The sequence below is a fragment of the Variovorax durovernensis genome (assembly GCF_977011995.1).
On record NZ_CDRNCW010000001.1, the window covers coordinates 1,217,830 to 1,231,227 of the forward strand.

Here is a 13,398-nt window from a genome sequence, read left to right on the forward strand (position 1 = left end):
GGGGGCCGCAAATTTTGAAATCAGACCTTCCGCAAATATTGCAGGACGAGCAGGACAAGCGCGCGGCCCAGACATCGCCGCAGGGACGACGGCGGCAATGGATCATCGGCGGGGCGATCGCGGTGCTGGCACTGATCGGCCTGGGCTTTCCCATGGAGACCGTGGTCGTCGCGCCGGGCCGCGTGATCCCTTCTGACCGCGTCAAGTCCATCCAGCATCTGGAAGGCGGCATCGTCAGCAACGTGCTGGTGAAGGAAGGCGACAAGGTCAAGACGGGCCAGCCGCTGGTGGAGATCGACCTGGGCGGCAGCGGCCTCAACCTCGAGGAACTCACGGCGCGCTACGCGGCCACGCAGGCCACGCGCGTGCGCCTCATGGCCGAGAGCCGGGGCCAGCCGCTGCGCCGCGATTCCTTTGCCAAGGACATCGACGAGGGCGTGTTCGAAGGCGAGACCGGCGCCTACCAGGCGCGCGCGTTGGAGCAGCGCGGCGTCATGGCGGGCGCGGTGTCGGGACTGGAGCAGGCGCGCAGCAAGAAGCTGGAACAGCAGGCCAAGGTCAAGGGCCTCGGTGACCGGCTCGAACTGATGCAGAAGGAACTCGAGATTTCCGAGCAACTGCTCAGCGAGAAGCTGGTCGGCCAGGTCGAGGTGCTGGAGAAGCGACGCCAGGTCGAGAGCGTGCGCAGCGAACTCGCGGTGGCGCGTCAGGGCGTGGTCTCGGCCGACGCCGCCATCACCGAGGCGCAGGCCAAGATGGCAGAGGCGGAAGGCCGCTACAGGCGCCGCGCATCGGACGAACTGGCCACCGTCGAGCGCCAGTTCGCAAGCCTGAGCGAAGACCTCGCACGGGCCCGCACGCAGCGTTCGCGCACGGTGGTGAAGGCGCCGTCGGACGGCATCGTCAAGGGCCTGCGCAACTCCAGCCCCGGCTGGGTGGTGAAGCCGGGCGAGTCGATTCTCGAAGTGGTGCCCGACGAAGACGAGATCATGGTCGAGGCGCGGCTCAACCCGAACGACCGCGGCTTCATCGAAGTGGGGCAGACGGCGCGCGTGAAGATCACCGCCTACGACTACCTGCGCTACGGCGCCGTCGACGGCAAGGTCAAGCTGGTGGCCGCCGACGCCGACCGCGACCCCGCCATCTCGAACGGCGCGCCTTACTACCGGCTGCTCATCAGCATGTCGCAGTCGCACGTGGGGCGCGACGAGAACCGCATCACCGCCGGCATGGAGTCGGAGGTCGACCTGCGGGTCGGCACCGATCCGTTCATCTGGTACATCCTGCGTCCCGTGCTCAAGCTGCGGCGCGAAGCCTTCCGCGAACCATGAGGAACGCACCCTTGAACAGCCGGCGCCGCACGGGCACCGGTGTGGTGTGCGCGGCGCTGTGCGCCAGCTTAGCGCTGCCGCCCGCCGCCTTCGCGCAGGAACAGCAACAACAGGAATCGCAGCAGGCGCCGCAGGAGCCGTCTTTGCCGCTCACGCTTGCGCGCCGCCTGTCCCCGCCGTCGCTGGGCGCGGCCAGTTATGCGCAGCAGGTGAAGCAGGCGTTGGTTGCGCTGTCCCAGGACTACCCCGAGGTGCAGACGGCCCAGGCCGCCGCCAACACCAGCAGCTACGGCGTCGATGCGGCCAAGCAGGCGCGCTACCCGCGCTTCAGTTTCGGCACGACATCGGGCAACTACAACAGCGGCGCGACCGGTGCCAAGACACAGGGCTACACCGTGCTCACCGCCCAGGCCCGCATGAGCCTGCTCGACGGCGGCGGCATGAGCGCCGCGCAGCGCGCCGCGGAAGCCGGCAACCAGGCTGACGACGAGGCCGTCATCACCACCTCGCAGAAAGTGGTGCTCGACGCACTGACCGCCTACCTGCAGGTGCAGCGCTACGACCTGAAGAAGCAGATCGCGCACAAGGCCACCGAGGTGGTCGCCGAGCTCTCCAAGGCCGAAGCCCGCCGCGTCGCGCTGGGCGTGACCGGCGACAACGACCTCAACATGGCCGCGTCGCGCCGCGCGCTCGTGGCTGCGCGCGAGTCCGACTTCGAGGCGCAGCGCGACGAGGCGATGGCCAAGTTCCGCAACTACTTCAAGTTCTCGCCCAACGCCGAGTCGCTGCCCGTGCTTGCCGCACCGCCGCAATGGCGTATCGGCTCGCAGGAAGAAGCGTTGCGCCGCGCCGAGGCGCGCAGCACCGAGATTGCCGAAGCCCAGGGCCGCATCGATCGCGCCAGGGCGCTGGCGGACCAGCAGGACGCGAGCCTGTATCCGACCCTTGACGCCGTCGTCGTCAAGACCAGGGACCCGAGCGACGTGACCCAGAACCCGACGCGCGCGGGCTTCGAACTCAACTGGAACTTCGGCAACGGCTTCGACCGGCAACTGCGGCTGAAGTCCGCGCTGGCCGAAGTGACTAACCAGGAAGCCAAGCTCGAAGGCGTGAAGCTCAACCTGTTCGAACTCACCTCCGCCTCATGGGCCCGCACCGTGTCGGGCCGCGAGCGCGAGCGGCAGCTGATGGAAGCCGTGAGCACGTCGGGCCAGGCCTTCCGCGGCCGCCGCCGTCTCATGGAATTCGGCCGCGAGACCCTGCCCAAGGTGCTCGACGCGCAACTCGACTACTACACGCTGCTGTTCGACTACATCGACGGCGTGTTCGACCTGCGCATCTCGGAGCTGCGCCTGGCGCGCACCACCGGTGAACTTCGCATCGACCCGGTGGGACCGAACGGATGGATCGACCGGCTCTTCGGCTCGCCGAGCCGGCCTGCGTTGACCGAGGACGGCCTGCTGGGCGCGCTGTGCATCTCCAGCAACACCGCATGCGCGAGCGAACCGGTGGTCGAGCGCGCCGCCGGCCCGGCAGGTGCGAACCCGCTGCTGCGCAAAGCCCCGCGCCTTTCGACCCCCTGACCGGCGTCGTGGCGGTGCAGCTCAGGCGTCTTCGGGGATGCCCGGTTCGCCGTCGAGGATCTGGTATTTGCGCATCTTCTCCCACAGCACCTTGCGGCTGATGCCCAGGTGCTGCGCGGTGTCCTGGCGCTTCCAGTCGTTGACCTCGAGCGCCGCGATGATGCGGTTGCGCTCGCTGCTGTTCCAGCCCTTGCGGTCGCTGCTGCCGTCGAGCCCGATCCCGCCGCCGCCACCCGCGCCGTTGCGGTCCGCCGAGATCGTCGGTGTCGGCGTGCCGCGCGTCAGCGCAATTGCGCGCTGGATCAGGTTCTGGTCCCAGCTGTGCAGCTGCCGCGCGATCACGCCCACGCGCTCCGCGAGGTTGCGCAGCTGGCGAACATTGCCCGGGAAGTAGGTCTCGGCCACCGCGTCGCTCAGCCAGTGCGGTGTTTCGCCGAGCGTCTCCAGCTCGTCGCCGAGCACGTTGCTCAGCAGGGCCTTGAAGATGGCGATCTTGTCGACCTCGCCGCGCTCCTCGAGGCTGGGCACATGAAGCTCGATCACCGCGAGCCGGTAGAAAAGGTCGGCGCGGAACTCGCCGCTCGCCACCATCTCGCGCAGGTTGCGGTTGGTCGCCGCCACCAGGCGGAAGTCGACGCGGACCGGCGACGTCGCCCCGAGCCGCGTCACCGCGTTGTCTTCGAGCACACGCAGCAGCTTGACCTGCTGGTAGCGCGGCAGGTCGCCGATTTCGTCGAGGAACAGCGTGCCGCCCGTGGCCTGCTCGAAATAGCCGCGGTGCGCATGCACCGCGCCCGTGAACGAGCCCTTCGTGTGGCCGAAGAACAGCGACTCGAACAGCCCGTCGGGAATCGCGCCGCAATTCACCGCCACGAAAGCGCCCTTGCTGTAGTGCTGATGGCCCAGGTGCAGCTGCTGCGCGATGCGTTCCTTGCCCACGCCGGTTTCGCCGCGCACCAGCACGCTGTGGTCGCAATCGGCGAAGGCGTTCACCTCGGCCAGCAGCGACTTCATCGCGTCGGAGTGCGCCACCAGCACGTCGGGCGCCTGCGGCGCCACCTCGCGCGCGCGCAACTGCCGCACCAGCTTCGCGACCATCGTGCGCAGCTCGGCGCAGGTGAAGTCGTAGGGCAGCACGTGCAGGTACTCGGGCGGATAGGTGCGCGAGTCCCGCTCGCGCGAACCCGCCGCGACCCAGATCACCGGCATGCCCTGCAACAGCTCCGTCGCATGCGCCAGCCCGCCGCCGTCAATGACCGTGACGCTGATGATCGCCACCGAAGGCCGCAGCGCCACCCCGCGCTCGGGCGCTGGCGGCGGCAGCCCGTCGGCCCGGATCACCTCCACGTCGAAGCTCGCCATGCAACGCGCGATGCGGTCGAGGATGTCGGCTTTGCCCTCCCAGACAAAGAGGTCGAGTTCGTCGAAATTGGCGGGAGAGCTCATTTGAAACGATAAGAAATTGGCAACTTGCTCCGGCTTTCTTCAATAGACGAGCTTCGCATTGCGGCAGCTGATGGAATGCAGGTGAACATCGGTCTGTCCGAGCTGCAGTCCAAGCAGCATCTGCAGTAGATCGGAAACGAACTTGCCTAAGACATCGAGGACCGGCTGCAACAGATTGACCAGTGGACCGAGAAGGCCTGCCAGCAGAGGAGTGCCGCCGTCAGAAGAGCCGACTCCGAGCAGGCCTGAAATGAGTTGTACCAGACCATTCAAGATGCCAGTCAGGAGTCCGTTCTGATTTGCGGTTTGCAGCGAGTCGACCAGCGCGGAGCGAACGCAGGAAGTCTGATAACTGCTGAATGAAGTCTTGCAGCTGGCCACGTTGCCGGCCCATTCGGAAGGCATCGACTGCGAAAGCAGGCCGAGCAGGGGGCGGTTCCATGTCAAGCCGTCGGCAGTCAGGGCCGCCTGAACGGCGTCGACTGCGCTTTGGTTCATGCTGGCACCGGTGGTCGTCGGAATGTAGTGATTCGCCAGCGTAGCGGCAATGGCCGGCGTTGCAGGACGGGTCGCAGGTGTTCCGCTTCCAGTTCCCGCATTCCCGAGAAGCAGTTTCAAGAGGTCGCTAAGGAGCGTGGAAACCGTGGTGCCGATTGCGAGAGGGTTCCCTCCAGTGGTGACGGTATCGCCCGGAGACAGGACCACTTGGCTGGAGTTGGTAAGGGCTGGCAAATATGCTTTTCCCGCCAGTAAATCTACGCCCAGGATCCTGACCAGGGACATGGGTTGCAGATCGGTCAGGCAGGCATTCGATTTGGACCACAGCGCGGTGGAGGAGATCTGTCCGATGCAGGCGCTGAGAAGAGGAGCATCGACTCTTATGGTCGCCTTGGTTGGCGTCGAACTGCAGTCGATGTTGGTCACGGTGCCGAGCGAGTTTCCGATGTCGATGGATATCGGAAGGGTTATTTGCGTAGCCAGGGTACTCAGGATGCCGCCCACGATGCTCGTGTTCGTGTTGATGGATGCGAAAACTCTTATTTGCGAGTTGTACGCCGTCGTACCTACACCGCCAATTCCGATGGATGCCGGCTCGATGACACGTGCTTCGACATTGAGTCCCAGTGCACCGAGTTGCTGATTCAACGTCACGGCGTGTTCCGAAGTCCCCACACTGAGGGCCGTCTTCAGAAGATCGAAGGCGTTGATCTGGGTGTTCAGGGCTGCAGAACTCGTGGGAGCCTTGATGACAGTGAACAAGCCTCTCGAGCCGTCGGTAGCCGCGGGGTCGGTGCCGAGTTGCACGAGAAGGGAGTCGACATTGATGCCGGCATTTACCAGGGCACCGAGAAGCTGCGCGTTGGCGGCCAGGAGGCCACTTTGATTGGCAAGGGTTGCAATGACGTTGACGAGTTGCCCGATGCTGACCTTCTTGGCCGCCAGGAGTGCGTTCAAGCCGCCAACCGTCAGGTCCGCGCTCACTGGTATTCCCAGTGCATTCAACAAGTCTCCCGCGGAGATGTTGGCGGTCAAGAGTCCTGTGTAGCAACCGACGCAGGCGTTATCCACATTCACGCCTGCGATCTTCAGAATAGAGGTCAGCGCGCCTCCGGGGCTTACATCGACGAGCTTGGCGCCCACGGAGAAAACAACCGACGGTTCATCCTTGACCGCAAGCGCTTGCACCTGAATCTGGCGTTGAATGCCACCCGAGATTCCCGTCAGCAGCATCGCAGGTGTTCGCTGCAACGAGATCTGCACACCGTTGAAAGGCGCTACACCTGCGGAGAAGTACTTGGGCCCCGGAATGCTCGACGGATCCCAGCGACCGCAGACCACATCGGCCGAGTTCAGTTGAAACCCCGTTGGCAGATTCTGCGATGCATTCGAAATGGCGGCGGCTGCGGCTTCGGTACAACTGCTCGTGGTGAGAGCCTGGGCTCCCGACAGCGCTGCGAGGTCGGCTGACTTCTGAAATTCCCTTTTCAGAAAAAACAGATACCCGATCTCGGTGCCGACTAGCGTGATGATGATCAAGCTCAATGCAATGGCCGCGTTGACCAGCACGGAACCACGCTGCCGATTCCGATGTGATGCTGGTCTTTGAAAGAGTGGCCCCATAGAAACCTCAAGGCAAGGGCTTGGCCGTCGTTGCCTTGCCCCGCAAGTTGGTGGGAACAGCAAGTCCCGTAAATGGAAGCGGGGGAACGATGGGATTGTTCCCATAGGGGTACGCGACTTTCACCGTGATCTGAGTCGGAATCGAAAGATCCACGGTGATCAGGCTCGCGGGCACATTGGATTTCAGCCAGGCGAACTTCGAGGCAATGGAGCTTCCTGCCGCGGAAGGCGTTATCGACGACGATGCAAGGGACTGGTAAACGGCGGACTGGACCCGGCTGTCGTTGGCTGCGACATCAAGGCTCAGCTGCAAGGCTGCTCTTGCACCGTCCTCGGCGGCGCGCGAAACAACCTGCTGTACATAGAGCACCGCGCCGATCGAAGCTACGCCATAAACGGCAAGGAAAAGCGCCACGAATACAAGTGCGAACTCGATCGCGGCCAAGCCACTCTGCAGCCTGGCCGAGCCTCTGCCGAGGGATGCTCTCTTGATCGTGGTCATTGCGACTTTCCGTCGAGCAGCATGGTGGCCTGACCGACGATCTGATCGGGAACCGCGAAATTCGGAAGCGGCGGCAGCAATGCACGAAGGTTGCTTGCGGTGATCGTCACGACGACCTGGCAACGCATGACCCAAGTGGTTCCGCATTTGGGCGAAACGCAATTGCCGTCTTCGACGGTGCAGACTTTTGCCGTCGGTGCCAGATTCACGATGGAAGGCATCCAGTTGCTTTGGATTCCCGCCACGGTTTGTGCCCGTTGCCTGCGACCATCCACCGTATTCTGGTATTGCAGTGCCGCGCGCGCGCCGTCCTCCGCCGCGTTTTGCAAGCCCATGCGAAACGTGAAAATCATCCCGTAGCAGATGATTCCGTAGATCAACGCAAACAGGATGAGAAACACCAGGGCGAACTCGACCGCGTACACGCCGCGCTGGCTGCGTGCCGAGGTACGAATGCCCGGTGATTTCATGGTGACCTTCCGACCGTCAAACCAGTAGCGAGCGCTACTTGCTCGCGCCGCTCCCCGCTGAGGACGATTTCACGATCGAACTCATGCGTTCCGGAATCGGAAACTCGAAGCTTTTCATGTAGCGCTCGTAGCTGCGACTTGCCACGTCGCCGGCAATCGGACGCGGCGTGGGAGAGGCAATTTCGCCGCTGCGCTGCCATGCGAGCAAGCCCCGGGTGGCGTCGCCGACCTGCAGCCGCTCATAGACCACTTCTCCTGCCGTGTTCATTTCTTCCGGGCCGGCTTGTGCCGGTTGGGCGGCGGCCGGAGGTGCTTCCGGCTGGACCGGCTTCGCAGCCTCCTGTGCCACTGCAGCGGGCGCAGCGATCACCAACACGGCGGCCAGCAGGGCGAGGCGATGGGCGTGTTCTTTTTTCATTGGGTACCTTGTGGGGTGGAGTTCGGTGGCATCGACAGCGCGGAGTCGGCGACGGACGGGTTCAGCTGGCTGGCCGTTCGCAGGCCGCCCATGCCGGCCCAGCGCGACGCCTTGAGCATCAACGGGGGCGGTACGGTGTCGTCGCGCACGGGCTGCGGAGTGCTCGCAAGCGGCCGCAGTGCGGTGGCGACTGGCGCCGCGCCGGTAGCCGCGAGCGGCTGATTACCGCCTGTGCGCATCTGCTGCGCGGCCTCGCGCACGGCCGCGCGCGAGGCCGCGGGCATGCGGTTGACTTCCATCAAGCGGTCCGCCTGCTCGCGCTGGCCGGTGACTTCCAGGTAGAGCGCGAGGTTGGACTGGGCCTGCGTGCTGTCCGGGCGCAGTTGCAGCGCCTGCATCAACGGGAGCCGGGCTTCCTCGATCTGTCCGGCGCGCAGGCTGGCGTACCCCAGGTCGCTGAGCAGAAGGGCATCGGTCGGTGTCTGGCGCTGCGCCTTTCCCAGGAACTGCACGGCCTCCGCGTAGCTGCCACGCGCGCCAGCCAGCAGGCCGAGGCCGCGGTAGCCGGCACTCTCCAGCGGTGTGCCGATCAGGCGCTTGTAGGCCTGCTCGCTCAGCGCGGCCTGGTCGGTCTGGCGCAAGGCATCGGCGCGCACCCGAGTGGATTCCGGCGACACGCCCCAGCGTTGCTCGAGCGCGTCGATATGCGCGAGCGATGCAAACCACAGGCCATCCTTCTGCATCTGCTCGACGAGCTTGAGGTAGGTGGCCTTGCTGTCGATGTTCGCGCTCGACTTGGTTTCCGCGGACGCCTCGGCGGCCGCGCGTTCCTGGGCGTTGGCGCTGGCGACATAGGCCGAGGACGTGTCCTTGAGGAGGTTGCATCCACTGACGAAAAGGGCCGAGGCCATGATCGCGCCAAAGGTGAGCATGCGAGCCACGCGGTGCGAGCACGGGGGCATGGAGGGGTCAAAGTGAGTCATTTACTGATCGCTCCCAATGAACGGAATATCGCGATGAAGCCCGGACCCGCCGTGACGATGACCAGCGCCGGCAGCAGCGAAACCACCATGACGCCGGTCATCTTCACGGTGATCTTGCCGATGCGCTCTTTCAACTCCGAACGCCTACTCTCCCGCAGGCGATCGCTGAAGACGCGAAGCGGCTCCTGCACGGCGCCGCCGTGGCGGTCGACTTGCACCAGTAGCGAGACAAGGCCCCGCAGGTTCTCGTTCTTGTGCAGCGTCGCTAGGCGATGTAGAGAGTGTTCGCGTGTGCGGCCCTGGCTGTACTGCGCGTTGGCGATGCCCAGTTCATAGCCCAGCACATGCAGAACGTGCGAAAAATCGGTCGCCATGATCTGCAGGCTCTGGTCGAGGCTCAGGCCGACGCCTTGCAGCAGGCGCAGCAGGTCGATGAAGAGCGGTAGCTCCCCAGCCGCGCGCTCGCGCCGGCCGGCGGCAATGCGCCCGAGCACCCACTTGGGCGCCATGAACCCGAGCACGGCACAGGCGGCCAAGACTGAGACGACTGTGCCCTGCTCGTGCCCGCTGCTCCAGAGCAGGTAAGCCAGCAGCGGAAAAATGAAAGCCAGACCGATACGGGACACCAGGAAGATCAACTGCGTCCGCTTCGACGACAGGCCGCACTGGTCGATGATGTTGCGGTCTTCATCCGCCACGAAGGCTCGTCCAAGCCTTGAATCCAGCCAATGGAAGGGCAGGTCGAGCTCGGGCTTGAATGCACCTTCGGCTTCCGCCTCGGCGGTGGTCACCGACTGCGGTCCCGGGGTGAGCGCAGCCTGCCGGATGGCACGGCCGATGACTTGGCCGCTGCGCGCACGGCGCAACTCCGCCGCGATCAGGGCGCCCGCACCGGCAATCAGCCCCAGTGCGAGCAGTACCAGGCTGAAGATGGCCAACTGGTTGGAGGTAAACGTCATGCCAGCCTCGCAAGACGGTAGAGAAGCGCCGCGCCGACTACTTGCAGAGCTGCGGAGGAATAGATGAGGATGCGGCCGGTCTCGTCGTTCCACATGCCCATGAAGTAGCCGGGGTTGGTGATGATCAGGAAGCCGCCTACGCCTATCGGTAGCAGGCCCAGGATCCATGCCGAAAGACGTGTCTCCGCGGACAGTGCATTCAGCTCCTGTTCTGCCTGTTCGCGGTCGCGCATGAAGTTGCCCACGCGTTCGAGCAACAGGTCCGCACGGCCGCCGTAGCGCACGCCTAGACCAAGGATGGACGCCAGCAGGAACATCTCCTCGATGCGCAAGTTGGTGGCGGTCTGATGCAGCGCGCGATCGAGGTCTACGCCAGCGCGAACCAGCGCTGCCGAGCGCTCCAGATGGCCGCGAAGGGGGGCTTCCGTGGTGGCAATCGCAAGCTGGAAAGCCGCTTGCGTGGAGTTGCCGATCGTGATGAGGCGCACCATCGCGTCGATGTAGCCCGGCAGCTGGTTGACCAGCTTGCGGCGAAACTTCTGCAGCCGCAGCCACAGGATGAAGCCGCCGACGAGCAGCAGTACGAACAGCAGGGTTGTCGCTGCCAGCCAGCCGACCAGCACTCCCATCAACATGCAGAGCGCGAGGATCACGGCAAGCGCGAGAGCGATGGTGCGTGGCTCGACAACCCCGATCAGCCAGCCCGGCATTGCCCGCTCCAGCAGGCTGACATGCGCGGCTTCGGTGGTCGCGGGGCCGGTGTCGAGCCACGGGTCCGTCGTCAAGGTCGACGACATTCCTTCTCCCGGAAGCTCCCTGTCCCTCACTGGCATCGGTATCGGCGTGGTCGCCGTGCTGGTCGCGAGGATCTGCTGGCTCAGGTGCCGCTCGGTGGCCAGCCGCACCTGCCTGTTCTTCGCCCACTGCCACAGCATGAGCCCCGCCGCCGCCATCAGCAGCGCGATGCACGCCACGACGAGCAGGGCTTCACGCACGGTTGTCTCCATGCGCGCGCGACATCGACTGGCGGAAGCGCGTGATCTTGGGCGAGTGCGGCGCGATGCCCAGCGACACCCAGCGGTCGCGTTCCTCGCCATCGGGCGAGACGACCGGCTCGTAGCGGTACAGCTCCTGCATCGCGACCACGTTGTCGTTGACGCCCGTGACCTCGCTCAGCGAAATGATGCGGCGCTGGCCGCCCGACAGGCGCCCGATCTGAACGATGAAATCGATGGCGTTGGCGATCTGCCGGCGCAGGCTCACCTCGCTGCCCTGGTAGCCCGCGAGCATTTCGAGGCGGTAGAGGCATTCGCGCGGCGAGCTGGCGTGGATGGTGCCCATCGAGCCTTCGTGGCCGGTGTTCATGGCCTGCATCATCTCGATGACCTCGGCACCGCGCACTTCGCCAACGATGATGCGGTCGGGCCGCATGCGCAGGCTGTTGCGCAGCAGGTCGCGGATCGACACCACGCCCGTGCCGTCGAAGCCGCCGGGGCGGCTTTCGAGCCGCACCACGTGGCTGGTGCCCAGCGAGAGTTCGGCCGTGTCCTCGATGGTGATGACGCGTTCGCGCGCGGGGATGTAGCTTGCGAGCGCATTCAGCAGCGAGGTCTTGCCCGAGCTGGTGCCGCCGCTCACGAGGATGTTGCAGCGCGCGCGCACCGCAATCTCGAGCAACTGCGCCATGCCGGCGTCGAAGGTGCCGAGCTTCACCAGGTCCATCGGCGTGAGCGGTTCCTTGCGGAACTTGCGGATCGACACAGAGAGGCCGTCGATGGCCAGCGGCTCGATGATCACGTTGATGCGGCCGCCGTCGGGCAGGCGCGCGTCGACCATCGGGTTCGACTCGTCAAGCCGGCGGCCCAGCGGCGCGAGGATGCGGCGCACGATGCGCATCACATGCTCCGAGTCGGCGAAGCGCACCGTCTCGCGCTCCAGCATGCCGTGGCGCGACACGTAGACGTTCTGGTAGCCGTTGATCAGGATGTCTTCCACGGCAGGGTCGTTGAGCAGGTCTTCCAGCGGCCCGAAGCCCGCGAGCTCCTTGGTCAGCGCGTCGGAGATGAGCTGCATCTCGCGGTCGTTGATCGGCACGCGGCGCAGCCGCACGAAGCTGTCGACCTCCAGTTCGACAAACTGCTGGATCGAGGCGCGCGACCAGCGGCCGAACTCCGCGCCCAGCTCCTCGATGCGGCTGAGCAGGTGGTCGTGCGTCCAGCTCTTGATGTCCTGGAACTGCTGGGAGTTGATGAACGCCTGGTCGTCGTCGGCGAATTCGATATCGGTGGACATGGGTTCAGCCTTCGTGTGAACTCTTCCAGAGGCCGGTGACTTGCGACATGAGCGCAACCCAGCGTGGATCCTTGGCCGGAGGTTGGCCCGTGGCAGACATGTATTCCTGGTGCAGGCTGCGGGCCAGGCCCGTCACCGCCTGCGCGTAGGGGTCGCTGCGCGAGGTGCGCACCAGCATTTCTCCGCGGCTCGCGGCCGCCATCAGCTGTGCGCTGCGCGAAGGCAGCACGTGGCGCAGCGGCAGCTCCAGCCGTTCGGCGATGTCCTTGGCCGTGAGGCCGACATGGCTGTCGAACTTGTTGACCACCAGGGAGAGGCGTTCGGTCTCGACGTTGCGCGCGCGCAGTTCCTTGAGCATGTTGGCGGTGGACACGATGCCGCCGATGCTCTGGTCGCACACGACCCACGCCTGCTGCGCCTCGCGCACCGTCTGCGCCATGAAGTCGATGGTCGAGAAGCCGCCGAGGTCTGCGACCTGGAAGTCGAAGAAGTCGGCCAGCCGCTTGATCAGCGCGACGGAGTCGGCATGCGAGATCTCGCGCACCTGCGCGAGGCTCGCGGGCAGCGGCAGGATGGCCACGCCGCTGGTGTGGTGCGCCAGCGCCGTGTGCAGCAGGGTCTGGTCGAGCCGGCGCAGGTTGCGCACGCCGTCGACGAAGCTGAAGCCGCTTTGCGTGTCGAGGTAGAGCAGGCCGTCGCGTGCCGGCAGGCCCAGGTCGAGCAGCGCGACGCCGTGCCTGGAGCTGCGGCCCGGCGGGCGCGCGGGTGCCTGCGCGAGCTGGTCGTGCAGCGTGAGGGCCAGGCTGGTTGCCAGCGTGGTCACGCCGAGTCCGGCACGCGCGCCAAGCAATGCCAGCGTGCTGCCGCGTGTGCCGCCTTGCAGGGTGCTGCGGCGGTCGAGCAGGGCGCGCAGCGTCGTTACCGCATCGGTGGGCGGCGCGGCCATGTCGATGAAGTCGTCCACCCCCGCGCGCAATGCAGAGAGCATGGCGGCGGGTTCGGCCGAAACACCGGTCGCCAGCACTGGAAGCGTCGGCCAGTCGCGCTTCAGGCGCTGGTGGAGCTGGATGGCGTTGGCGCCCTGGTCGGGCGAGAAATCGATGAACACCGCCACCGGCCCGAGCAGTGCGATGCGCTCGTCGATCGACTTGGTGTCCGGCGCGAGGATCACCACCGACCCCAGCGTGCCGAGCGCATCGGTCAGCCACGTGATGTGGCTGCCGTTGCTCGACGCGAACAGGTAGGTCTCGCTGCCTGTCTCGGGAATGCTGTCGCGTGGAGCGTTCATGGGGC

General features: G+C 65.5%; 12 protein-coding genes. 2 read left to right on the forward strand and 10 right to left on the reverse strand.

Going from position 1 to position 13,398, the window contains the following annotated elements:
- The first annotated feature begins 14 nt into the window (after window positions 1-14).
- Together ACWV14_RS05640 and ACWV14_RS05645 are read left to right on the forward strand one after the other, a co-directional pair.
- Window positions 15-1,331 (forward strand): HlyD family type I secretion periplasmic adaptor subunit, encoded by a 1,317-nt coding sequence (locus ACWV14_RS05640; protein WP_454907771.1) that lies wholly within the window; start codon window positions 15-17, stop codon window positions 1,329-1,331.
- An 11-nt stretch (window positions 1,332-1,342) separates the two neighbouring features.
- Window positions 1,343-2,914 (forward strand): TolC family protein, encoded by a 1,572-nt coding sequence (locus tag ACWV14_RS05645; RefSeq protein WP_454907770.1) that lies wholly within the window; start codon window positions 1,343-1,345, stop codon window positions 2,912-2,914.
- Window positions 2,915-2,935: 21 nt separating this feature from the next.
- On the opposite strand, the gene ACWV14_RS05650 is transcribed toward ACWV14_RS05645, so the two are convergent.
- From ACWV14_RS05650 to ACWV14_RS05695, 10 genes are all read right to left on the reverse strand, one after another.
- Window positions 2,936-4,360 carry a sigma 54-interacting transcriptional regulator gene (locus ACWV14_RS05650; RefSeq protein ID WP_454907769.1) on the reverse strand — a complete coding sequence of 475 codons (1,425 nt, stop codon included), beginning with the start codon at window positions 4,358-4,360 and terminating at the stop codon, window positions 2,936-2,938.
- A gap of 39 nt (window positions 4,361-4,399) precedes the next feature.
- A complete protein-coding gene (locus tag ACWV14_RS05655) occupies window positions 4,400-6,427 on the reverse strand; it encodes a TadG family pilus assembly protein (protein ID WP_454907768.1) in 2,028 nt (675 codons plus the stop codon).
- A gap of 61 nt (window positions 6,428-6,488) precedes the next feature.
- The gene (locus ACWV14_RS05660) at window positions 6,489-6,983 is read right to left on the reverse strand and encodes a TadE/TadG family type IV pilus assembly protein (RefSeq protein WP_454907767.1); all 495 of its coding nucleotides are present in this window, start codon (window positions 6,981-6,983) and stop codon (window positions 6,489-6,491) included.
- Window positions 6,980-7,453 (reverse strand): TadE/TadG family type IV pilus assembly protein, encoded by a 474-nt coding sequence (locus ACWV14_RS05665; RefSeq protein WP_454907766.1) that lies wholly within the window; start codon window positions 7,451-7,453, stop codon window positions 6,980-6,982. Before ACWV14_RS05665 ends, ACWV14_RS05660 begins: the two co-directional genes overlap by 4 nt.
- Window positions 7,454-7,487: 34 nt before the next feature.
- Window positions 7,488-7,871 carry a DUF3613 domain-containing protein gene (locus ACWV14_RS05670; protein ID WP_454907765.1) on the reverse strand — a complete coding sequence of 128 codons (384 nt, stop codon included), beginning with the start codon at window positions 7,869-7,871 and terminating at the stop codon, window positions 7,488-7,490.
- Complete coding sequence (locus ACWV14_RS05675; RefSeq protein WP_454907764.1) at window positions 7,868-8,803, reverse strand: hypothetical protein; 936 nt, start codon at window positions 8,801-8,803, stop codon at window positions 7,868-7,870. The genes ACWV14_RS05670 and ACWV14_RS05675 overlap by 4 nt, the downstream gene beginning before the upstream one ends.
- A 47-nt stretch (window positions 8,804-8,850) precedes the next feature.
- Window positions 8,851-9,813 (reverse strand): type II secretion system F family protein, encoded by a 963-nt coding sequence (locus ACWV14_RS05680; protein WP_454907763.1) that lies wholly within the window; start codon window positions 9,811-9,813, stop codon window positions 8,851-8,853.
- On the reverse strand, window positions 9,810-10,808 hold the full coding sequence (locus ACWV14_RS05685; protein ID WP_454907762.1) for a type II secretion system F family protein: 999 nt from the start codon (window positions 10,806-10,808) through the stop codon (window positions 9,810-9,812). Before ACWV14_RS05685 ends, ACWV14_RS05680 begins: the two co-directional genes overlap by 4 nt.
- On the reverse strand, window positions 10,801-12,105 hold the full coding sequence (locus ACWV14_RS05690) for a CpaF family protein (RefSeq protein WP_454907761.1): 1,305 nt from the start codon (window positions 12,103-12,105) through the stop codon (window positions 10,801-10,803). The genes ACWV14_RS05685 and ACWV14_RS05690 overlap by 8 nt, the downstream gene beginning before the upstream one ends.
- Window positions 12,106-12,109: 4 nt before the next feature.
- Complete coding sequence (locus tag ACWV14_RS05695; protein ID WP_422085018.1) at window positions 12,110-13,393, reverse strand: AAA family ATPase; 1,284 nt, start codon at window positions 13,391-13,393, stop codon at window positions 12,110-12,112.
- Between the last annotated feature and the right edge of the window lie 5 nt (window positions 13,394-13,398).